At 31.4% G+C, this 25550-nt stretch carries 16 protein-coding genes; all 16 read right to left on the bottom strand.

What is annotated here, in order from left to right; all coding sequences use genetic code 11:
* Window positions 1-162: 162 nt before the first annotated feature.
* The gene (locus MKD41_RS08760; RefSeq protein ID WP_240241928.1) at window positions 163-2505 is read right to left on the bottom strand and encodes an NACHT domain-containing protein; all 2343 of its coding nucleotides are present in this window, start codon (window positions 2503-2505) and stop codon (window positions 163-165) included.
* Window positions 2506-2706: 201 nt separating this feature from the next.
* The gene (locus tag MKD41_RS08765; protein ID WP_240241929.1) at window positions 2707-3069 is read right to left on the bottom strand and encodes a DUF2493 domain-containing protein; all 363 of its coding nucleotides are present in this window, start codon (window positions 3067-3069) and stop codon (window positions 2707-2709) included.
* 64 nt (window positions 3070-3133) lie between these two features.
* On the bottom strand, window positions 3134-3538 hold the full coding sequence (locus MKD41_RS08770) for a DUF6943 family protein (protein ID WP_090120369.1): 405 nt from the start codon (window positions 3536-3538) through the stop codon (window positions 3134-3136).
* 732 nt (window positions 3539-4270) lie between these two features.
* Window positions 4271-5445 (bottom strand): IS3 family transposase gene (locus tag MKD41_RS08775; RefSeq protein WP_240241930.1). Its coding sequence is split into 2 segments (ribosomal slippage): window positions 4271-5196 and window positions 5196-5445, totalling 1176 coding nucleotides; the frame shifts between segments, so codons are not numbered across the junction.
* A 961-nt stretch (window positions 5446-6406) separates the two neighbouring features.
* Window positions 6407-6670, bottom strand: a complete 264-nt coding sequence (locus MKD41_RS08780; RefSeq protein ID WP_090120026.1) for a heavy metal-binding domain-containing protein — start codon at window positions 6668-6670, stop codon at window positions 6407-6409.
* 36 nt (window positions 6671-6706) lie between these two features.
* A complete protein-coding gene (locus tag MKD41_RS08785; protein WP_090120025.1) occupies window positions 6707-8473 on the bottom strand; it encodes an efflux RND transporter periplasmic adaptor subunit in 1767 nt (588 codons plus the stop codon).
* A gap of 4 nt (window positions 8474-8477) precedes the next feature.
* Window positions 8478-10970, bottom strand: a complete 2493-nt coding sequence (locus MKD41_RS08790) for a heavy metal translocating P-type ATPase (protein WP_240241931.1) — start codon at window positions 10968-10970, stop codon at window positions 8478-8480.
* 9 nt (window positions 10971-10979) lie between these two features.
* Window positions 10980-11342 (bottom strand): heavy-metal-associated domain-containing protein, encoded by a 363-nt coding sequence (locus MKD41_RS08795; protein ID WP_090120023.1) that lies wholly within the window; start codon window positions 11340-11342, stop codon window positions 10980-10982.
* A 10-nt stretch (window positions 11343-11352) separates the two neighbouring features.
* Window positions 11353-12579: a TolC family protein gene (locus tag MKD41_RS08800; protein ID WP_240241932.1), complete on the bottom strand. Its 1227-nt coding sequence runs from the start codon at window positions 12577-12579 to the stop codon at window positions 11353-11355.
* The gene (locus tag MKD41_RS08805) at window positions 12579-16304 is read right to left on the bottom strand and encodes an efflux RND transporter permease subunit (protein WP_240241933.1); all 3726 of its coding nucleotides are present in this window, start codon (window positions 16302-16304) and stop codon (window positions 12579-12581) included. Before MKD41_RS08805 ends, MKD41_RS08800 begins: the two co-directional genes overlap by 1 nt.
* A 105-nt stretch (window positions 16305-16409) precedes the next feature.
* Window positions 16410-16826, bottom strand: coding sequence for an HYC_CC_PP family protein (locus MKD41_RS08810; RefSeq protein WP_240241934.1), 417 nt, complete (start codon window positions 16824-16826; stop codon window positions 16410-16412).
* Window positions 16827-16886: 60 nt separating this feature from the next.
* Window positions 16887-18842 (bottom strand): heavy metal translocating P-type ATPase, encoded by a 1956-nt coding sequence (locus MKD41_RS08815; RefSeq protein WP_240241935.1) that lies wholly within the window; start codon window positions 18840-18842, stop codon window positions 16887-16889.
* Window positions 18843-18871: 29 nt separating this feature from the next.
* Window positions 18872-19456 carry a methyltransferase family protein gene (locus MKD41_RS08820; RefSeq protein ID WP_090120011.1) on the bottom strand — a complete coding sequence of 195 codons (585 nt, stop codon included), beginning with the start codon at window positions 19454-19456 and terminating at the stop codon, window positions 18872-18874.
* Between the two features lie 60 nt (window positions 19457-19516).
* Window positions 19517-19933 carry a Fur family transcriptional regulator gene (locus tag MKD41_RS08825; RefSeq protein ID WP_090120009.1) on the bottom strand — a complete coding sequence of 139 codons (417 nt, stop codon included), beginning with the start codon at window positions 19931-19933 and terminating at the stop codon, window positions 19517-19519.
* A 3-nt stretch (window positions 19934-19936) separates the two neighbouring features.
* Complete coding sequence (locus MKD41_RS08830) at window positions 19937-21136, bottom strand: efflux RND transporter periplasmic adaptor subunit (RefSeq protein WP_240241936.1); 1200 nt, start codon at window positions 21134-21136, stop codon at window positions 19937-19939.
* Window positions 21137-21140: 4 nt separating this feature from the next.
* Complete coding sequence (locus MKD41_RS08835; protein WP_240241937.1) at window positions 21141-25475, bottom strand: CusA/CzcA family heavy metal efflux RND transporter; 4335 nt, start codon at window positions 25473-25475, stop codon at window positions 21141-21143.
* Window positions 25476-25550: the final 75 nt, after the last annotated feature.

Genomic DNA, 25550 nt, shown 5'->3' on the forward strand with positions numbered 1-25550 from the left:
ATTTTTTAACCAGGCTTTTTGATGCTTGAACGTTTTTTGGTATCTTTTGTTGAGTTGTTTAAGCTATAAATTTAGTAAATAATTAGCGACCAAGAAAATCCGATAGGATTTGTGTAAGTGTGCTAGAACCAAACAATAAAATATATCAGTTGTTGGCTAATGTTATTTTTCTAATGCAAATTTATCATTGAATCTATACGCAGGTTCTTTTAATACAGATTTTATATATTCCCTTTTTTTCTTAATTCGTGTCTCAATTTTAGATTTTATTGCCTTGTCAACGGATTTTTTTTCTATCATACCTAATTCGATTGCAAAGTCGGCTATTAAAGGTAGTATAGGGTGTGACATAAACTCTTCTCTTTCTATTAATTTTGAGAATTTTTCATCATCGTTTATGTTAGGTGTCATTAATGTAGTTGATATCATTAAACTTTTGAAATTATTTTCAAAATTATTGTCAAGTTTGAATATTTCGTCAAAACTTATATTTAACGTATTTTTTAATGTTATAGATTTAAAATTTTCATTAAACCAATGGTTAAGTGTACCTAATAGTAGAGGTAATGGCATTTTATAAAAAACACTAGCTTCATCTTCAGTCATCTTTTTTATATGATGATAAGATTTCATTATATTTTCTAATGATTTTAAAACAAGTTTCTTTCTTTCAATCGGTTTTGTTTGGTATAGTGCTTGAGACAAATAACCCATTCCACTTGAGTTAATGAACCAATCTCTTAAATCAACATTTGGTGACTGTTCAATTACATCATCTATCATTCCTTCTAACTCTTTTGAATGTCCTGCATAAAATATTGCAGTGTTTTGCCAAGCTACGTCATTAAACTTTGTTACTAACTTACTATAATGTGTCTCTCGTCTATGATGGTATATTTCAATTGATGCAAGAAATTCAATAAATGCTTGTTGTTTAAATCCAATAATATTATTGTCAGTTATATAAAGAAGTCCTGATTTTTCGATTATTTCAATTACGTCATTTTCAGTTTGACTTTCGTACGCTCTTTCAGTTAAAAATGAATTTACAAATACTTTGAAATCTTTTAAGGAAATCTCAAATACCCTATCATCTAACATTTTTAAAGCTAATGAAGTGAAAATTCTACGTTTTAAATTATAAATTAATAATTCTGTTTTATTATAAACTTCTAGTTTGCCTAGTAGAACATTAGTAAAGTCAGTATATATATCACTTAAAGTTGCTGGGATTTCAAAATTATTTTCGTCATATAACAATGAAATTAGAGATATCGTTAGTGGTGTAGTTGGTAACTTTGAGAGAATATCACTTTCTTTTAATATTTGAATAAATTTTTCAGCCCTACTAGTACCTTCAAAGAATTTCTCAATAAAAGATTCAATTTGTTTAATATTGAAATTGTGAATTTTTATTGATTTTATTGAATCGTTATAACTGATTTCACTTTTACTGTAAGTTATTACGAAATGTGTAGAATTTTTATCACAGTATTTTTTCAACTTTTCTTTTAATTCAGTTTTTTCAGAGCTTCTTAATAAATCAAAGTCATCAATAAATGGAATTATTTTGTAATTTTTGATAGTTTCTTCATCAAAAAACTGATTAGAATAATATTTAATAATATCGTGAATAGATTCCTCAAGGTTAAAACTATAATCTCTTAACTCTAAAGCTTTTAATTTTATCGGTATTTGCTGATTGTTGAAAATCGTTTGAGGATGTGACAATCTACAAGCTAAAGTATTTAATATTTTTGTTTTACCAACTCCTTGCTCTCCAGAAAGTAAAATGTTTGTGTCAATTTTTTCAAGTTTATCTATACTGAATTTTTTTGTTTTTAGATTTTTTTCTTTTGTTTTTTTGTCTTCCTCAATTTCATCTGTTGTCAGTTTAGGTTCTATAAAAATATCAAGAAGTTTTTGAAGTTTTTTATCATCGACTTTTTGAATACTTAAATCGCGAATACTAATCTCTTTTTGTAAATCGTTAATAAAATTTTTAGAAAATTCTTTTGCAAATGAATCACCTGGAAGCCAAAAATCTGAATAATTTTTATCGATTAATGGAATTAAATTCTCATTCCACCAAAAACTAAAATTGTTATATAAACTTAATTTAGGGCTTTCAGTAATTTGATATTGAGCTCCGTTAGTGAAATTTTCATTTGTAACAACAACAACTTTGTTAATCTTGATTTTATCACCATTAACTCCTTTGTAAGGATATTCGAAAGATTGGAGAATTTGATTTTTTATCATTTCAATTTCATTTGTTCCTCCTGCAATTCTTCCTTTTTTAACAACAAAAGCAAACCAATCATCACCAGTTATTGGGTGTTCTATTCTTGCTATAATATCTTTTCCTTGTTCTGGAAAACCATATCGATGAGTATGAATAACGTCTTTAAAATTACTTTTTATTAAAAAGTCGATTAAAAACTCCCGAAACTTATTTTCATTTTTAAAATCTTTTAGTTTTTCTTTTTTCGTTTGTGTTGTCATTAATTGAGTTTATGCGTTAGTCTTTTTTATTATTAGCCAACTAGTTATATCAAAACAAAACATCCGATTTAACACTCCATAGAAGTATTAAACAGTGAAATTTGTATTAAATAATGATACTAACAGTATTGCAATTTTTATTAGTATTTCAAATCTATAACAAGTAATTGAGTTATTTGGTGATAATTGTCAGAATTATTTTCAATTAGTATTATTATAAATTGTTCTAACTTTTAAACCTCTTGTTTTTGCTAATTCAATCATATTTTTAGTACCTCTACTTTTTCCATCCCAAAAGGCAATTAACGTATCTGCATATTCTGCCATTTGTTCGTTGCGTTTTGGTCCTGCAGCTCTTCTATATCTTTTCCAATTTGCAGGGAATCTAGTTATTTTATATCCTCGCTCTTTTGCGTATTGTTCTCCAAGTTTGTCGGCTCCTTTGTAATAAGCTCCAGACACAATTTCAATGTTGTTTTGATCTTGGAGAATGTTGTCACATTCGGTGCATAGTTTTTTGTAGTCGTTGAAGGTTCTGGTTCCTGCAATTATTAGTTTCATCATTCTAGTTATTGGTTTTTTGTTGTTGGTTTGAATTCCTGCCTACGCAGGAATGACAAGAAAAAATTCAAGACCTCAACAAGGCAATTTTTAATTTTGAAATCGCTTGCAATTGCAATTCTAGATTTTGCTCAAAGGCTGTAATTTTTTTAAGCTTTTCAACTTTTAGTTCCCATTGCTGCAGCTCGTAATTTTGTAAGGCTGTATTTATTACCGTTTTTGCATCTGAAATACAGATAAACGGAATAACACTACCTTTTAAATAGTAGCCAAAGAATTGACCTGTTTTAAGTGATAAACATAGGTAATACAAAGACTCCCGAGTTTCTTCTGAAGCGGTTGTGATTACAAAACAGTTTGGGCAAGGTTGCTCCATTGGCCTACCACTATTTAAACCTTTGTTTAAAATAAAAAAGTGTGGTTTGTTGTAGGTTCTTCCTTCCTGGTGTGTCTTGATTTCATAAGTTGACATAGTTCTCCATTTAAAATTATGCGCTTCGCGCACATAATTTTTTCAGAAAACAAAAGAAAAAAGATAGCCACAGCTAGGTTGTGTGGATATGACTGTCAAGGTTTTTTGTAAAAAACACTACCTAAATTGATAGTTGAAATCATTACTAAAAATATTGTGAGGTGGAGGTTTTTTTCAAAACCCAACGGGCTTGACCTTGAAAGGCAGAAAGCGGCTGGAGATGGTAACAACCGATATTTGCTATGTTTTTTATTTTTACTTTGAACCTAAATACTTGTTTTATGTAAGAGATATTTTGAAGTTGTTTTTTAAAAAACTAACTGCTATTGATTGGAATCAAAAATATGTTTTTAACTACATTGAATAAATGTTGAAGAATTTAGATAATTTGTAATTATGTTATTTGTAGTATCGTTTTATATAATGTTTTTAAGTTTCTTTTAGCAGGTAATCGCGAAGCATTAAAGCGAGCCGCAGCGAGTTGAACGAGGGTGTTGGAGCAAGAGTACGTTGCCATCGGCATAAGTACGTGCTACGACTACGTGGAACACGCAAGGTTGGCGGAGTTTTTGAAGCGGTTGGAAAAACAAGTGCAATTTATGTAGTGATATTAATTGTTAGTCATATTCATTTTGCCTTGATGCAAAACGAAACAAAAAATCAAGACTTCTTAAAATAGCTTTGAATACTACGCTACCTCACTTTGATATTCCTACAAAAAAGATTACATTTTTAAGCGGCTCGTTTAGTTTTGATATTTTTTAATATTATTTCCATTTCTAGAGGAGTTAAATAGTCTAAAGACTGATGTATTCTTTTAGTATTATACCAATGAATATAACTATCTATTTGACTATATGCCTGGATAAAGGTTTTGAATGATCTTCTGTAAATTAATTCGCATTTAATTGTTTTAAAAAATGATTCAGCTACTGCATTATCCCAACAATTACCTTTTCTACTCATACTTTGATTTATCTTTTTATTATGCCTAAAAATAGCAGTCATTTTACCTGACGCATATTGAACCCCTCTATCAGAATGAAAAATAAAATCATCTGAAATGGGTCTGTTTTTTCTAGCTCTTGCCCAGGCTTTATAAACTGTATTTTCTACAGTCATATCATTGCTTAAAGACCATCCAACAATCTTTCTATCAGCTAAATCTATCATAGTAGTTAAATAAATCCATTTGTCTTTACATCGAATGTAGGTAATATCAGAAACCCAAACCTTACCAAGTTCTTTTATGTTGAAATTCCTATTCAATATATTAGGACTGATGTTATAATTATGATTAGAATTCGTTGTAACTACATATTTTCTTTTAGATTGGCTTCTAATTCCCATTTGCTGCATAAGTCTTGAAATATACGATGGATGATAATGATATCCCGCTCTAGCTAAGGTTTTAGTGATTTTATAACTACCATATACTTTACGATTTGTTTTCCATATTTGATAAATTTTCGCTTTAAGTATTCTTGTTTTAGAGACTCTGATAATACTACTATTTCTTAGCCATTGATAATAAGAATTTCTACTAATTTTTAAAAGTTTACACATCTTCTCAACAGGATAGTTGGTACTGTGTTTATTTATAAACCTGTACTTTACCTGTCGTTCTTGGAGAAGATGCTCACCGCCTTTTTTAAGATATCCCTCTCCATCTCAGCATCTCTAAGACGCCTTTTCAATTCTCGAATCTCTTTTTCTTCTGGTGTTAAGCTCGGAGTTCCTGAACCTGTAAAAGATTCTCGGTTTGATAAATAGGATCTTTTCCAACTGCGTATACTTGCAGAATGGACACCATATTCTTTCCCCAAATCTTCTGCACTCTGACCTGAGAGCATTAATTCTACTAACATAATCTTAAATTCCTTGTCGTACCTTTTTGTTTTACTCATAATTCAAATATATTAATTTATGAGCCGTTTTAACTGTAACTATAAATGTAGGTATTCCACTTTCGACTCCAGGCCGCTTCGCTCTTTGGATTACTCATACGTTTCGATAACTTGTATTTCTACAGCTATTTTAATAGGTCGTTTTTGTGAGTGTATTTTAAATACTAAATAATTATTAATCCTATAAATTTAATGGAATACTTTGCTCTTGTGCGCGTTTGCAATATGTAATAAATCCGCTAAATACCTATCGATGCAGAATCAAATAAAATTGAAGAATACATTTATAAGATACCCACATTCGTGAGGACAGGCGGTTTATTTTATATGCAAAATGGATGCCTTCAAAAACTGTGACAACCTGATTAGCCCGAAGTGAGCAGCAGGCGAGCGAAAATAGTGTAATAGCGGTTTACCCCTAATAAAAATGCATTTATACCTTATTGGGTTTTAGGGGTAAAAGATAGCTATGCGTGAGTGATGCGTGGAATGTGTGAAGTAAAATAAATGAACTAGTGCTAAATGAGGACTGTGGACGAATTAGTGCTATTTATGGTATATGCAAGGTTTTAAAACTATATCTATACTTATAGTGATGAGATTCTGAAACAAGTTCAGAATGACGTACTTTTCTGGATTTACCTTGCAGATATATTTTATGTAACAAAATGGTGCGTATTGCGAACACCTTATTACCTGCACGAATGTTTCTATTTTGTTCTATTGTTACTTATGGAAACGGATTTGAAAAGCGCAAAGGCAAAAAGTAAGTGCTTTTTTCAAGCTCTTACTGTGCGGAATTGGAAGCTGTATTTTTGGTTTGTTGTGAACTTGACTAACTTTTAAAGATGAGATGCAAAACAAGTTCAGAATGACGTAAAGATTAAAAAAATACTGCTGTAGATGGGGTGTTTATTATTTTATGAAAAAGAGCCCCTTTTGAGGACTCTTTTTATAGTTTCTAATGATTATGACCCGAATGATCTTCATCATTATGTTTAGCGTGTTTCTCTACCTTTTTTAAATCCATTTTACAAACTGGACAATTTCCTTTCTCATCGTATGTTTTGCCTTTTTCACAATCCATAGGACATTGGTAAACTTCCATTGCCATTTCTTTTTTGGCTTCTGTTTTTACAGGCTCTTTATCTTTTTTTGTTTCTGTTTTGCAGCTTGTAGCTACGAATAAAGCTACTACAGTTATACTTAAAATTACTTTTTTCATTGTTTTAAAATTTAAAATATTAATAATTGTTTTAATTTATTCTATTACTTGTTTTACTTCACCACATTTAAGCATTGCATCTCCAAAATAAGGGTTAAGAACTTTTTCTTCTTTGCTTAACCAATATGCACCGTTATTGTTATCTGCCATTGGACAAAATTCTACATATACTATTTCGTTGATTCCAAATAGTTGAATTGCCTTGGTTAAATGAGAAGATAAATGCTTAAAATGGTCTCTTTGAACTTTTATATCATCAGTATTTGAAATAGCGATTGTTGAAGATTTAATTTCTTTTTCTACAGTCATCCAATGCTTATGTGCTTCGCCTTTTAGTAATTTCATATTTATTTTATGAATGCTTGAAATTAACTTTTTGGCACTGTTTGTAGCTTCTTTTGAATTGTCTTCTACCAATGCATCTTTAAGAATGATATAGTTCTCATACACTGTTTTTAATTGATTTTGAAATTCTTTTGGAGCTTCTAATCGTTTATTAATTTCATAATGTTCTGTAGCATCTGAAATGTTATTTTCCATACCAAGATGCCCTTCGTGACCTGTCATTGTAGTTCCGCCAGTTTTATTCATCATACTTTTTTTACCTTGTAGTTGGGCAGCAGCATCTATGGTAAACGTACCATTTGATACTATTTCATCACCATTATTTAGACCTTTTAAAACTTGATAATTTGTTCCAATTTGGTTCCCTAAAACAATTTCTTTCATTTCAAAAACAGGTTCGTTAGGATTGGTTTTTACATAAACTATAGACCTTTCACCAGTCCAAAGAACTGCCGATGCAGGTATCATTAGTATATCATTTGTATTTGATGTGGCATTATTTACTTTACCTTCAACAAACATTCCTGGCTTAAATTCATTGTTTTTATTTTTTAATACAACTCTTAAAGTTACCGTACGGGTTTTAGTATTTAAAACGGGGTCAATAAAACTTACTTTTCCTTTAAACTCTTTATTAGGGTATGCGTTAGAAGTTATCGTAATTTCTTCACCTATTTTAAATAAGCCTATCTGGTTTTCATACACATCGAAATTTGCCCAAACTGTACTTAAGTTTGATATTTTCAGCAAAGGTTGTCCTTGTTTTATTGCTGAACCTTGTTCAACCAATTTTTCAGATACGGTACCTGAAACTGTTGCATACACAGGGAAAAATTCTTTTGCTTTTCCAGAGGCTTCAATTTGGTTTATTTGATTATCTGATAGTTTCCAGAATTTTAATTTGTTACGAACGGCATTGTACAATTCTGGTTGAGATTCTTTTAATGAAATTGCAGTTAATAATTCTTGTTGAGCAGCATATAATTCAGGTGAATAGATAGTTGCTAATAATTGTCCTTTACGAATTTCTTCACCAGTAAAATTTACATTTAGTTTTTCAATTCTTCCAGAAAAATAACTGACTTGAATTGAATTAACTTCTTCGTTTACTGCAATTTTACCAGATAATTTAAGCACATTATCTTCAGCTAAATGCTTACCAACTTTTGTTGTTTGAATGTTGGCTAATGCCATTGCATTTTTTGTTAACTTGAATTGATCTGCAGACAAACCATCAGCACCTGCTTCGGCAGGAATTAAATCCATACCACAGATAGGACAGTCACCTGCTTCTGGTTGCATTATTTGTGGATGCATTGAACACGTCCACATTTGATTTGTTTCTGTTGTGCTAGTATGATTATGTTCTGTTTTATTTTTTGAAGAATCATTGAACAGGAACTTTCCCAGAAGAAGTCCAACAGCTAATATGCCTATATAAATTATATATTTTTTCATTTTTTTAAATTTTAATATTTCTTAATCTTAATGCGTTTACAATTACCGAGACCGAGCTAAAACTCATAGCTAAAGCTGCAATCATTGGTGATAGTAATAATCCAAAAAATGGATATAAAATACCTGCTGCAATAGGAACACCTATAACATTATATATAAATGCAAAAAACAGGTTCTGTTTTATATTTTTTACAACAGCGTGACTTAATTTTTTAGCTTTTACAATACCTTGTAAATCGCCTTTTACTAATGTTATTGATGCACTTTCAATAGCAACATCAGTACCTGTACCCATTGCAATTCCAACATCAGATTGTGCTAAAGCAGGTGCATCATTAATACCATCTCCTGCCATTGCAACTATTTTCCCTGTATTTTGAAGCATTTTTATTTCATTTAATTTGTCTTGTGGAAGACATTCTGCTTTAAAGTGTTTTAGGTTTAGTTGTTTAGCTACAAATTTTGCAGTATTCTTATTGTCACCTGTTAGCATTATTACGTCAACGCCATTATTTTGTAATTCTTTAATAGCATTTTGACTTGTAGTTTTAATAGCATCGAAAATTGTGACATATCCTACTGCTTTATTATCTATTGCTATGTATGAAACTGTTTTACCTTGCTCTTGTTCTACTATAACTTTATTCGATAAACTTTCAGAAATAGTAATTGTGTATTGCTTTAATAAATTATCATTACCTAAAGCAATATTTTTATTTTCGACTTTACCTATAACTCCTTTTCCTGCCACAGCTTCAAAATCACTTACTTTAGTAATTGAACTGTTTTTTGATTTACCATAGTTTACGATTGCTGCTGCTAACGGATGCTCGCTATATTGGTTTAAAGATGTTATGTATTGTACTAAAATAGATTCATCTATAGAGTCTGTTGCTATTACCTTTTCAACTGATGGTTTTCCTTCTGTAATCGTGCCTGTCTTGTCAACAATAAGTGTATCTACTTTATTCATTTTCTCTAATGCTTCCGCATTTTTAATCAATACACCAGATTGAGCACCTCTACCAACACCTACCATTACAGACATTGGCGTAGCCAATCCTAATGCACAAGGACACGCAATAATTAATACAGCTATTGCATTTACAAATGCAAAAACATAAGCAGGTTCGGGACCAAATACAGCCCAAATGATAAATGTTATTACTGAAACAATCATTACTATTGGAACAAAGTATTTTGATATTCTATCAGCTAACTTTTGAATAGGTGCTTTAGAACGACTTGCGTTATTTACCATATGAATGATTTGAGAAAGTAAGGTCTCTGAACCGACTTTTTCAGCTTTCATTATAAACGACTTTGTACCGTTGATTGTACCTGAACTTACTTTGTCATCTACATTTTTATCTACAGGAATAGGTTCTCCTGTTATCATAGATTCATCAATACTACTATGGCCTTCAATAATACTACCATCAACAGGGATTTTTTCACCTGGTTTAACTCGTAATAAATTACCCTTTTCAATTTTATCAATAGCTATTACTTTATCAATTCCATCAATTACTAATGTTGCAGTGGAAGGAACTAATTTTAATAATTCCTTTATTGCTCCACTTGTTTGGCTATGCGCTTTTGCTTCTAACAATTGCCCTAGTAATACTAATGTTAAAATAACTGTAGTTGCTTCAAAGTATACAAATACGTTTCCTTCTGAAGTTTTAAAATCTTCAGGGAAAACATTAGGAAATATCATTGCAAAAACACTAAAAATCCACGCTATTCCAGAACCTATTCCAATTAGGGTAAACATATTTAGGTTCAATGTTTTTATTGATGTCCAAGCACGTTTAAAAAACATCCAAGTAGCATAAAAAACTACTGGAATTGATAATATGAATTGAATCCAATTCCATTGTTTTTGTTCTAAAACTGTATACAATGGATTATTTTCTAACATTTCAGACATAGCTATTAAAAAAATTGGAGCTGTAAATAAAACAGCAATCCAAAACTTATTTAGCAGCTTTTTATAAGTCTTATCTTCTTCAGATACATCCGCTTCTAATGGAATCAAATCCATACCGCAAATTGGACAAGATCCAGGTTCATCTTTTATGATTTCTGGATGCATTGGGCAGGTAAACTGAATATTTGAAGAAACCATTTTTTTCTCTTCGATTAAATCCATACCGCATACTGGGCAATCACCAACTTTGTTATAAACTTTATCTCCCTCACAATGCATTGGACAATAGTAAGTACCACTTCCTTCTCCTTTCTGAAGTTCTTTTTCTTTTATTTTTATAGGTATATGAACTCCTAGTTTATGAATACTATACCTGCCACCATCATTTTTTAAGGCTTCTTGAAATGTTTTTAACGGAATATGTGATTCCATTTCAATTGTAGCTTCAGCTTTTTCTAAATCAACTGTTGCTTTTGAAACACCTTTTACTTTAGAAAGTGTTTCTTCTACGTGACTGCGACAACCGTTGCAAGTCATACCGTGTATGTGAAATGTGTGTTTCATAACGATTAATTAATTACAATGATTACATCCTTTTTTTGCATCTGTCAATTCGTATTTACAACAACTAGGTAGTGAATTATAAGCTTTTTTAGAAGCACTTACATATTTTGTGCTGTGTCCAACTTTTGCAACTGCTTGCTCTACTTCGTAGGCACTACTTTCTTTTAGATCAAATGTAATTTTCAACATTTTGCTTTCAACATTCCAATTAGCTGTTTTTATACCTTTAACTGATTTGGCTGCTTTTTCTATTCTGTTTTTGCACATTTCACATTTACCTTCAACCTTAAACTCTTCTGTTTTTAATTGAGCAAATGTTATGTTGATTGTAAATATGAATATGATTATTAGTATTGATTTTATATGTTTCATTTTTTAAGTTTTAATTTGAAATTAAATAATTGATGATTGTACTTTGATTGTAATAATTTTTAACTGATTCTATTTGATTTATTTGAAACTTTAGCTGTAACTCTTGTATGTCTAAAACATCATTAAAATCAATAGTTCCAGTTTCATAACTTCTAATTAGAATATCTTCAGCATTTTTGGCCTGCTTTAAGTTTTTAGCTTGAATATTGTAACTAATTTTTGCTGAAATTCTTTCATTAATAGCAGCATCAAGTAAAGTTTGTAATTTGTTAAAACGCTCTTGTTTTTCGTTTTTTATTGCAAGTTGCTGCAAGTTATTTTGCTTACTTTTTGATTTGTATTTCTTATTAAATATTGGAATAGATACTGAAACCATTGGCATTAAAATATCTTTACCATTATCGCTAATTGTAATATCTGGTCTTTCTTCTACATTGACATAGTCTAATCCAAAACCAATTAAAGGATTGCTTTCTTTTTGATTTAATAATTCTGACTTTTCAACCGCTTTGTACAATTTTTCATACTTTAATAATTCGGGATGTAACTCTAAACTATTTGTATTTAAAAAAGAATCATCAGCAGGTATTTCAAGATTGTTTTCAATACGAACTTCAATAGCTTTATCACGATTCAACAACTTGTTTAATGTTGTTTGCTCTGCAATATATTTCTGATGCAATAATTGTTTTAATTTATCTAGTTCATTTTGTCGCATTTGTAAGCGTAATACATCTACTGCCGAGGCTTTATTCACCTCAACAGAAGCTAAAGCCATTGTTTCATAGTTTTTTAATAGTTCAATATTTTCGACCAAAACCTGTTGCTTTGCTTTATTTTCATACAAATTGTAATATGATTGTGATACAGCAACTATTAATTTTCGTTTGGCAATAACTATATCTTCAAACGAAGCATCAGCTAAAGAATTGGCATAATTTTCACGAGCGGTAATTGAACCAAACCAAGGTAACATTTGTTTTGCTGAAATTTTAAAACGTTGTGCTCCTGTTCTTGTTTCAGGTTCGCTTACAAAGTACCCAACACCAAATTCTGTATTTGGAAGTGTATTTACTTCGTTCGCTTTTTCTGCTTTAATTTTATATTGCAATTCAAACTTCTGAATTGTAGGACTGTTATTAAATGCCTCTTTTAAGAGCGTTTCTAATTGTTGTGCATTTGTGTTAACTGTGATAAGTAATACACTTAAAATAAATGCTATTTTTAGATTTTTCATTATGCTGTTTTTTTAAGTTTTAATTCTTCTCTCCAGCTATACAAAACAGGAACTATAAAGTAAGAAGTAATGTCTATAACCATTCCTCCAAAAATTGGAATTGCCATTGGCATCATAATATCACTACCTTTTCCTGTTGAAGTTAAAATAGGTAACAAGGCTAAAATTGTTGTTACTGTTGTCATTAAACAAGGTCTTATTCGTTTTTCAGCAGCTGCTAAAGCCGAACTTCTAATACTTTGTTTATTCGTAGGTTTGTCTCTGTCAAAAGTTTGTGTTAAATAGGTTGCCATTACCACACCATCATCTGTAGCAATACCAAATAGTGCAATAAAACCTACCCAAACTGCCACACTTAAATTGATGGTTTTCATATTGAATAACTCTCGCATATTTTCACCAAACAAACTGAAATTGAAAAACCAGTCTTGCCCATATAACCAAATCATTATAAAACCACCTGCAAAAGCAACAGTAATACCTGTAAATACCATTAAAGAAGTTGTTACTGATTTGAACTGGAAATACAATATCAAAAAGATAATGGCCAATGCTAATGGTACAACCACGGCGAGTGTTTTTTCAGCTCTAATTTGATTTTCATAAGTTCCGGTAAACTTGTAACTAATTCCTTTAGGGACTATTAATTTACCTGATGCTATTTTTTGTTGAAATAAGGCTTGTGCATTTTCAACAACATCTACTTCAGCAAAACCATCTAACTTATCAAACAGTACATAACCCACTAAAAAAGTATCTTCACTTTTAATAACTTGGGGACCTTGTTCATAACGAATGGTTGCCAATTCGCTTAAAGGAACAGGATTTCCTTTTTCTACAGGAACATAAATTTGTTCTAAATCCGTTGGGTTTGCTCTTAACTCTCTTGGATAGCGTACACGTACTGAATAGCGTTCTCTTCCTTCAACTGTTTGTGTTATTGGCATACCGCCAATTGCAACTTTAAGTATTTCTTGAACATTTTCTATAGAAATACCATAACGTGCAATTTTTTCTCTGTTAATGTCAATTAACAAATATGGCTTTCCAACAATTCTGTCTGCAAAAACGGCTTGTTCTTTTACACCTTCAGTTTGTTTTAAGATAGCTTCTAATTCCAAGCCAAAGGCTTCAATTTGTTTTAAATCTTGTCCTTTTACTTTAATTCCCATTGGTGCGCGCATACCTGTTTGCAGCATTACCAATCGAGTTTCAATAGGTTGTAATTTAGGTGCAGATGTTACTCCAGGCAACTTTGTAACTTTTACAATTTCGTTCCAAATATCATTAGGAGATTTAATTTCAGGTCTCCAATTTCTGTAAAACTCACCATCATTATCTTCAATCAGTTGAGACCTTTCCACTGCGCTCAAGGTGACATTTTCAGAATTGTTTGGATTTGAGATAAAGCGTCCATCTTTCAATTCAAATAAGCCTTTATCATTTACTTTGTATCGTTGTTTTTTACCTTTTTCATTCTTCATATATTCAGATTTGTACTGAATTACATTTTCGTACATAGATAATGGTGCAGGATCTAATGCTGATTCTGTTCTACCTGCTTTACCAACAACTGTTTCAATTTCTGGAATACTAGCAACTGCCATATCTAATTGTTGCAAAACTCTCTTGTTTTCATCAACACCAGAATGTGGCATTGAAGTAGGCATTAGTAAGAATGAACCTTCATTAAGAGAAGGCATAAATTCTTTTCCGGTGTTATTCATTATATAAATACCTGAAATAAGCACTGTAGTTGGAATGATTAAGAATGCCAATTTATTGGCTAAAGCCCATTTTAAAATTTGCGCATAATACTTTCTTAAAACAGAGAATATACCTAATATTCCAAAGCAAATAATGGCTACAAATAAAAGGTTTATAAGAATACTTCTTTCAACACCTAACGGTCTCCAATATTCAGTTAATAAAAGCACTACTGATGCAGCAGCAATTATTATGTTGATTAAATTAACCTTTTCGGGTCCAAGTTTTCCTTTTAAATTTAAGATTCCTGTAACTCCAAAAGCAATTAGAATTATTCCAAGCCAATAACCCATAATTATAGCTGAAATTCCTGCAATAATTAAAGCGATATTTATAACATAACTCACTGTCTTTTTTAACACCGTTTTTCTGAATAAAAAGGCCGCAAAAGGAGGTATTAAAAATAACGCGATTACTAACGATGCTGAAAGTGCCATTGTTTTTGTAAAAGCTAAAGGTCTAAATAATTTACCTTCAGCACCAATCATTGTAAATACTGGAACAAAACTGATAATTGTAGTTAGAACTGCTGTTAAAATTGCTCCTGAAACTTCTGCAGTAGCATTGTATACAATTTCATTTGTTGTTAGTGGTGTGCCATCTTCATTTAATCGTAGTTTTTCTTCATCTAAATGCCTAATCATATTTTCAGCGAGAATTACACCAACATCGACCATAGTTCCAATAGCAATTGCAATTCCAGAAAGCGCAACAATATTTGCATCTACATTAAATAGTTTCATTGTAATAAATACCATTAATACAGCTACTGGTAATAAACCTGAAATTAATATGGATGCTCTTAAATTGAAGACCATTACAATAATTACTAAAATGGTAATCAATATTTCTAGAGTTAATGCTTCGTTTAAAGTGTGTAAGGTTTCTTCAATAAGTTCTGTTCTATCATAAAAGGGAACCAATGTTAATTGAGAAACTGTTCCATCAGCTAATTCTTTAGTTGGTAAACCTCCTTTAAGTTCTTCAATTTTAGCTTTTACATTATTGATAACTTCCATTGGATTTGCACCATAACGAGCTACAACCACACCACCAACTACTTCAGCACCTTCTTTGTCTAACAACCCTCTTCGTGTTGCCGGACCAAGCGATACTTTGCCAATATCTTTTATTTTTATTGAAGTAAAATTTTCTGAATCTACAACGGCATTTTCTATGTCGGCAATAGATTTTATATACCCTAAACCTCTAACTAAATATTCGGCTTGGTTAATTTCTAAAGTTTGCGCTCCAATATCTCTGTTACTTTCTTTTACTGCTTTTACAATTTGATGTAAACCAATATTGTATTGACGCATTAATTCTGGATTTACATCCACTTGATATTCTTGTACATAACCTCCAATTGAAGCTACTTCAGAAACACCGCTAGCAGAAGATAACGCATACTTCACATAGTAATCTTGAATACTACGTAATTCGTGTAAATCCCAACCTCCAGTTACATTTCCGTTTTCATCTCTACCTTCTAATGTATACCAAAAGATTTGACCTAAACCTGTGGCATCTGGACCTAATGAAGGGTTAACACCATCTGGCAATAAATTACTTGGCAAAGAGTTTAGTTTTTCAAGGATTCGACTACGACTCCAATAAAACTCTATATCTTCTTCAAAAATGATATAGATACTTGAAAATCCAAACATAGATGAACTACGAATGGTTTTTACTCCTGGAATACCAAGTAATGATGTTGTTAATGGGTACGTTATTTGGTCTTCAATATCTTGTGGTGAACGACCGTCCCATTTTGTAAATACTATTTGTTGGTTTTCACCAATATCGGGAATTGCATCTACTGCTACAGGATCGCTAGGAAGAAATCCTGTATTCCAATTAAAGGGTGCATTTACGATACCCCAACCTATAAACAGTGCTAGTAATAATACTGCTACCAGTTTATTTTCTATTAAAAATTTGATGCTTTTATTTAGCATAGGTTTGATTTTAAACAATTAGACAATGGTGTTAAAAACACCGAATACAACAAATTATCCTTATAACTTTACAGCCATAGGATAAAACAGTCTATTGTTTTAAAATCAGATTAAATATGTTTCGTCTAGCTTGTAGATTTTCCTGCTGACGAGAGGGGATTGATGTTCATCATATAAAGATACCTCGCTATCTATACTTTCGAAAAGATTTACGTAAGTATAAATAAATGAAGTAATGAATACTTGTTGCTCAAAAGAAATAGTATCTATTGAAGATTGTAATTCATTTTGACCCTCAATTTTTTCAAAGCCTTCACTACAACAATTTTTCTTTGATACAGAACAATTATTAGTTGAAGTTGCTAATTCCATTTCCATTCCGCAAGTTTCTGCTTTTGAAAATATGGCTGAATCAACCAATTCATCTCCACAATAATGCATATTAATAGTAAATGACATTGTAGAGAATAACACTACAAAAGCCATTAATATTGACATTATTTTATGGAAAACTTGTTTCATATTGGTAACAAAGGTAACAAATTATAATGATTCTAAATTAGTTTAACAGGAGTTTAACGCTTAACTCCATTTCATTCGTTGCAATCTAACCGCATTTAAAATAGCTAATAAAGCTACACCTACATCTGCAAATACAGCTTCCCACATTGTTGCTAAACCACCTGCTCCTAGAATTAAAACAATAGCTTTAACACCAAAAGCTAATATGATATTCTGCCATACAATTTTACGAGTAGAATGACTTATTTTAATGGCTTTTACCACTTTTGAAGGTTGGTCGGTTTGAATAATAACATCTGCTGTTTCAATAGCAACATCACTTCCCAAACCACCCATAGCAATACCTACATCACTTGCTGCTAAAACTGGTGCATCGTTAATACCATCACCAATAAAAGCTATTTTATTTTCAGGGTTTCTCTTTAAAGTTTCAACTTCATTTAATTTATCTTCTGGCAATAAACCACCTCTGGCCTTTTCAATATTTAATTCAATTGCTATTTGTTGGGTAATAGAATCTTTATCACCTGAAAGCATCATTATATTTTTAATACCTACTTTATGCAATGCTGTAATTGTTTCTTTAGCATCTTCTTTTAATTCATCTGCAATTACAACATAACCTGCGAATTTATTATCGATAGCTACCAAAACAATGGATTCTACAATAGCTTCTGTTTCAGTTGGAACATCTATGTTATTTGTATGCATTAAGGCTTTATTTCCAACTAAAACTATTTTACCATTCACAATGCCTTTTAATCCTTTTCCTGCAACTTCAGATACTTCTAATGCTTTAAAATCTTTTCCAACTTCTTTATACTCCATTATGGCTTTTGCAATAGGGTGTGTGGATTGTTCTTCCATAGCCATTAGGAATTTCATAAATTCAGATTCTTCCCAGCCAACAGTCTTTATTTCCTTAATTTTGAAAACACCTTTGGTAACAGTTCCTGTTTTATCCATTACCAATGTATTTATTTTGGTCATAGCATCTAAAAATGAAGCACCTTTAAATAATATTCCATTTTTTGAAGCTGCACCTAAACCTCCGAAATAACCCAATGGGATAGATATTACCAAAGCACAAGGGCAAGAAATTACCAAGAAAATTAATGCTCTGTATAACCAATCTCTAAAAATATAATCCTCTACAAAAAAATAAGGTAGAAATGTAACAGCAATTGCTAAATACACTACAATTGGTGTATAGATACGTGCAAATTGTCTAATGAACAATTCTGTTTTCGATTTACGTGCTGTAGCATTTTGAACTAAATCTAATATTCTGGCAATTGAACTATCTTCAAACTTGTTTGTTACCTCAACTTCTATCACACTTTCTAAATTGATACTACCTGCATATACTTTTGCGTTTTTTGTAATCGTATCTGGTTTACTTTCACCTGTTAAAGCTGCGGTATTTAATGAGGCCTTTACTGATAGTAAAATACCATCTAAAGGAATTTTTTCGCCAACACGAATTTGAATTTTTTCGCCAATATTTACGTCTTCTGGTGAAACACTTGTATAATCACCATTCCGAAAAACGTTAGCTTCTTTTGGTCTGACATCTAATAATGCTTTGATATTTCCTTTGGCTCTTTTAACAGCAGCTCCTTGGAATAATTCTCCAACTGCATAAAATAGCATTACTGCTACTCCTTCAGGATATTCACCAATAACAAATGCTCCAATTGTAGCAATAGACATTAAAAAGAACTCTGTAAATACATCTCCTTTTTTAATGCTTTTCCAACCTTCTTTAACCACGGGAAATCCAACAGGCAAGTATGCAATTCCATACCAATTTATACGTAACCAATCTTTGAAAAAAGCTACATTAAAATAATCTAAAGCTATTCCGATCATAAGCATTAAAAAGCTTACGATTGCAGGGAAATAAATTTTGAAAGTAGCACTATTTACAATGCCGTGGTTATGACCATCATTGTGACTATGCTGCTTTGTAGATTTTGGCTTTAAATCTCTTAAATTGACTTTCTTTTTTTTCATTATTATTCTAAATTCTTCAAATTAAATATTTATATCCAACGTCTTACTTTTTTTGCATACTCTAAATAATCATTTCCAAATTCTTGTTTTAAGAATGCTTCTTCTAATCTAATTTGGGTATTTATACTTGTTGTTGATAATGCGATTATTACTAATGTAAAAGCGTTTGGAATCACTAAAAACAATCCAATATTTGCAATCATAATCCCAAGGAAAATGGGGTTTCTTGAAATCGAAAACAATCCTTTGGTAACTAACGATGTCTTGTTTTTTTCATCTATTCCAATTCTCCAAGAATTGGCCATATTAGATTGAGCAATCCATACTACAATTAGCGAAAGAATTAAGAGTCCCCAGCCTGTTTTTAATAAAGTAACACTTTCTAAATACCAAAAAGGGAGTAAATATTTGTACCAATCAAATTTAAAAGCATAAATACTTACAATAATTAGCTCTAAAAAAGAGATCAAAGTAAATACTTTACCATTATAACCGTGTGCATCATCTGTTTTGTTAAAAGTTAAAGGGTTTACTCTAGTTTTTATAAAGAGTGAAACTGACCTTATTACAAAAACTAGCAGAAAATATATTAGTAAGTAAATAAATAAAATCATCAAATTATAATTGCATATTCAAAGCAAATATGCTGAAAAAACAAATGCAATGGAAGTGCATTAATGACCGCTACATTTATCACAAATCCCTTTTACCACCAAGTTTACATTTTCTGCAACAAAACCATCAGGTACTTTAATTTGAGGAATTTTATGAGCTGTAAGGCATACTGTTTCATTGCAATTGTTACAATGGAAATGTAAGTGTAAATCATTTTCAATTTCACAATTACATCCTTTTTCACATAATGCATACTTTGTAATACCTGTACCATCATCTATTTGATGTACGATTCCTTTTTCTTCAAATGTTTTAATAGTTCTGTATAATGTAGTTCTATCTGACTTTTCAAAAGCATTTTCGATATCACTTAATGTTACAGCAACATCCTTTTCTACAAGAAACTTATAGATAAGTAATCGCATTGCTGTAACACGTATATTTTTAGATTCTAATAATTCCTCTATTGTTTTCATTATTTAATGTTCGTGTTCTGCTTCGCCTTTTTTCATTTCAGCAATCAGGTAATAAGCATTATTATAAGCAAATTTTGTGGTTTTATCTAATTCTTCAGTAAATTGAACTGCAATCCAATTGCCATCTTTTGCACCTAAAAGCACTTCAACAGGTTTAAAACTCCAGTGGTCATTTTCTTTTTCTACTGAAAATGCATAAAACCTATCTCCATCTTTTATAATTGCACTTTCAGGTAATGCTTTTGTTTTAGTTTTATTTACCTGAATTTTACCTTGAATGTACATACCAGGAATTAAGTTATCTCTTTTATTTTCAATTTCAGCGTGAACGTGTACCGCTTTTGGGTTGTCTTCAAATGTTTTACTTATTGAAAAGATTTCAGCTGTAAGTTCTGTATTTGGAATAGACTGCACTGTAAATGTCACTTTTTGACCTTTTTTTACTTTATAGGCATCTTTTTCAAACACCATTAAATCTGCGTGAACGTGAAGCGTATTAACAATTTCGAATAATTCTGTTTGCGGCTCTACATATTGCCCAATTTTCACCTGAACCTTTTGTACAAACCCTTCTATAGGACTACGTAATGATATACTTTGTGCAATTGTACCATTTCTTACTGATATTGTATTGATATTTAATATTCTTAATTGAGCTTCCAATCCATTTACCATAGCTTTTGATGCTTCATACTCGGCTTCTGCTTTTTGAAAATTTGCACCAGAACCAACACCTGCATCATATAATTTTTGTTGACGCTCATAGTTTTTCTTTAAAAAATTACTATTGCTAAAAGCATTCAAATAATCAGTCTGTAGTTTTATAATATTAGGGTGTGATAGATAGGCCACAACTTGGCCTTTATTAACTTTATTACCTTCAATTACTTTTATAGATACTACATTTGCACCAATAACTGAAGTTATTGCTGCTTCGTTTTGTGGGGGTACTTCTAATGTACCATTAGCCTCTACATTTCCACTCATATTTCGTAATGAAAGTGTGTCAATCTTCATTTTTAATGCATTATACTGCTGCTGCGAAAGCATTACTTCTTCGTTCTCACCGTGTTCTTCTTCATTTTTTGGTTTTTCACTATGTGAATGACCATCATTGTCACTATGACTTTCTTTGTTTCCGCAAGCAAAAACAGTAATGGATAACACTAGAGCAGTTAGGATTTTATATAATTTATTTTTCATTTTCTTATTGATTAAAATATTGTAGTTGAAATGTGCTTTCTAAATAGTTTATTAAAGCTGTTTGTGCATCTAGCTCGGATTGAATGGCTTCTTTTATTAATTGTGTGAAGCTAGTGTATTCTATTTCGCCTTCTTTGTACGCCAGTAAAGCACCTGTTTTTTGTTCCTTTGTTAATGGCAATACCTGGTTTTTGTAAAATTCCCAAGAGTTTTTCCATTTGATATAATTTTCTTTAGCCTGAACAAATTTTGATTGTACTTCTTGCTTTTTGAATTGGACATTGGCTTCGGCTATCTCTTTATCAATTTTGGTACTTCTAATTTGTGCTTTGTTAGTACCAGACAAAAACGGAATGGAAATACCTGCTTGATAACTGTAAAACCCAGAAGTTCCTTCTACTTTTTGTAAACCACCTTGAAGATTGAATTTTGGTAAATTATCAGCTTTTGCTACTTTATAATTGGCTGCTGCTTCATCTACAATGTTCTGCGACATACTGTACAACGGATGGTTTTCAATATTGAACTTTTCAATGTTTAAATCTATTGCAGAATCAAATTCATCAGAAACAGTAAAAATTTCATCTGAAACCAACCATAAATTTAATTGCTGTAGAGCGATTAGATAATCACTATATGCTTGCATTTTTTTATTTTGAATTTGAAAAGCTTGGTTTTTAGCGGCTGAATATTCTAATCTTGAAATCGCTTCTACTTCATAATTTAACGCAACAGCTTGTTCGAAATTGGAATAAATGGAATCCAATTCCATATAAAGATTATAGTTTCTCTTCATCTGATAACATTTTGACCAGGCCTTTTTAACTTCTAATTCTAATTCTAATACAGAAAGTTGATAAGCTTTTTGTGCTAATTGTACTCGTTGTTTTTGTAACTTCCTCTTTGAACCAATACCAAAAATATTTATATCGGATTGACCAATACCAATGGTTGTGTAGACTCCTTCATCTCCATTAATTTCTTCACCACCTGTAAAGACTTCAGTTGTACCTAAATCATAAGCAGTAGCTTTTAATTGTTCCTGTTTTGTGATTTCTAACTGTTTTTGCTTTAACAATGGGTAATTCCTTTTAGATAGTTTTACCGCATCCATTAAGGTTATTTCTGGAAGTGTATTGTTTATCTGTTGTGCATTACTTTGTTCAGAAACACCAAACATTAAAAGCAAAACTGCTGTTGCTGTAACCAACTTTTTATTCGGAATAAATTTAAACGATTTGTTTTCTACCCAATGGTATAAAATTGGTAAAACGAATAAGGTTAGTAATGTAGAAGTTAATAAACCACCAATAACAACAGTTGCTAGTGGGCGTTGAACTTCTGCTCCGGCAGATGCCGAAATCGCCATAGGTAAAAAGCCTAATACATCTGTAAAAGCTGTTAGCATAATTGGTCTTATTCTTCGTTTTGTACCTTCAATAATTCTATCTTTAAGGTTGGTAACACCCTCTTCTTTTAATTCATTCAAACCACTAACCATTACCAATCCATTTAAAACTGCAACCCCAAATAGTACTATGAAACCAACACCTGCTGAAATACTAAATGGCATATCTCGTAACCATAAAGCTACAACACCACCAATGGTTGCCATAGGAATAGCTATGTAAATCATTAAAGTTTGTGGCAATGATTTCAATGCAAAATAAATTAACACAAATATTAGTAATAGTGCAATAGGTACAACCGTTTGTAATCGGTTACTTGCACGTTCCAAATTCTCAAAAGCACCACCATAACGAATGAAATAACCAGATGGTAATTCTAATTGTGCATCTAATTTTGATTTTATTTCATTTACTAATGATTTTACATCGCGACCTCTCACATTTACACCTACATAAGTTCTTCTGTTTGTGTTATCTCTACTAATTTGCATTGGTCCTGCTTTATAACTTACATCAGCTATTTCACGCAGTGGAATTTGAGTTCCCGAAGGTAGGTTGATGTACAAGTTTTGGACATCTGAAATATCTTTTCGGTTTTGAGAATTTAAACGAACTACTAAATCAAAACGTTTTTCACCTTCAAAAATAACACCTGCTATACCACCTGCAAATGCTGATTGTACTGTTTGATTTAAGGTATTTATATGAAGACCGTACTGTGCTAATTTATTTCTATTGTAATTAATAGTCATTTGTGGTAAACCTGTTGTGGCTTCTGCTTTCATATCACCAATACCTTCTGTACCTGCAATAATTTTGGATATTTCTTCGGCTTTTTGGGATAAGATGTCAATGTCTTCCCCATATAATTTTATGGCAATATCTTCACGCACACCTTCAAGTAATTCATTAAAACGCATTTCAATAGGTTGGGTAAACTCATAATTAACACCTGGAACTATTTCAACAGCTTCTTTCATCATCTCTATCAATTCATCTTTTGAAGTTGTTGTGGTCCACTCACTTTTAGGCTTTAGAATTACAAAAACATCTGCTAAATCCATTGGCATTGGGTCTGTTGGAATTTCAGCTACACCAATACGACTAACTATTTTTTCAACTTCCGGAAATTTAGCTTTTACAATTTGCTCTATTTTTGTAGTTGTTTCAATGGTTTCTGTAAGTGAACTTCCTGGTTTTAATATGGCGTGAAATGCAATATCACCTTCATCAAGCTGCGGAATGAACTCACCACCCATTTTTGTAAACATAAAAACTGCAATTGCGAATAGCACAACTGCACTACCTATAATCCACTTTCCTTTTTGTAATGCTCTTTCCAATAAAGGTAGGTATTTGTCTTCTACCCATTGTACAAATTTATCTCCATAAGATTTTTTATTGTTTTTTGGAGCTCTTAACACTAGTGCAGACATCATTGGTACATAGGTAAGACAAAGCACCATCGCTCCAATCATAGCGAAAATGAAAGTCATAGCCATTGGTTTGAACATTTTTCCCTCAATACCTTGTAAAGCCAAAATTGGAAGAAAAACAATAAGAATAATGAGCTGACCAAAAAATGCAGCATTCATCATCTTTTTAGAAGCATTAGAAGCTACTTTGTCACGTTCTTTTGCTGTAAGACTCTTCTTTTTTAATATTTGGGATGTAATTAAGAATACTGTACTCTCCACAATAATTACAGCACCATCTACAATAATCCCGAAATCAATAGCTCCCAAACTCATTAAATTTGCCCAAACATCAAATACATTCATCAATATAAATGCAAATAATAATGATAATGGAATTGTTGAGGCTACTATTAAACCACCTCGCCAATTACCTAGTAAGAAAATAAGAACAAATATTACTATTAAAGCACCTTCAACAAGATTATTTGAAACTGTAGAGGTTGTTTCTCCAATTAATTTACTTCTGTCTAACAATGATTCAATAATAATTCCTTCAGGTAATGACTTTTCTATTTGAGCCATTCGCTCTTTTACACTGTTAATAACATTATTGGAATTAGCACCTTTAAGCATCATCACCAATCCACCTACAACTTCGCCTTCACCATCTTGAGTTAATGCACCATAGCGAATTGCAGCACCAAATTGAACTGTCGCAATATCACCAATAGTTACTGGAATATTATTAACGTTTTTGACTGTTATTTTTTTAATGTCTTCTAAACTACGCACCAAGCCTTCTCCACGAATAAAATTTGCTTGATGGTTTTTTTCAATGTAAGCACCACCTGTATTTTGATTGTTAGCTTCAAGTGCATTAAATACATCTGTAATAGTTAAACCAATAGCGTTTAAATCGTTTGGATCAACAGCTACTTCGTATTGTTTAATTTTACCACCAATGGCATTTACTTCAACCACACCTTCTACCATAGCCATTTGTCGCTGTACAATCCAATCTTGCATAGAACGTAGGTCTGCAATACTATATTTGTCTTTAAACTCTGGTGCTACTTTTAATGTATACTGGTAAATCTCTCCTAATCCAGTTGAAATAGGTCCCATTGATGGTTCACCAAAACCTGCAGGAATTTGTTCTTTAACTTCGTTTAGTTTTTCTGCTACTAATTGTCGAGGTAAATATGTTCCCATATCATCGTCGAACACAATAGTAACAACCGATAAACCAAAACGAGAAATAGATCTAATTTCCTGTACATTTGGAAGGTTGCTCATTGCTACTTCAATTGGGTAGGTTACAATTTGTTCAATATCTTCTGTACCTAAATTTGGGGCTTGTGTAATAACCTGTACTTGGTTATTGGTAATATCTGGAACAGCATCGATGGGTACTTGGGTCATACTCCATATACCTGCTCCAATAATGGTAAGCGTAAGCAAACCAATTATAAATTTGTTATTGATTGAAAAATCAATGATTTTATTAATCATAGAAAAGGTGTTAATTCAGTTAAACTTTTTGATTCAATTCTTCTAATAAAATTAGAATTACTCGAGTTGAAAAGA

This window comes from Lutibacter sp. A64 (assembly GCF_022429565.1).
Classification (GTDB): Bacteria; Bacteroidota; Bacteroidia; order Flavobacteriales; family Flavobacteriaceae; genus Lutibacter.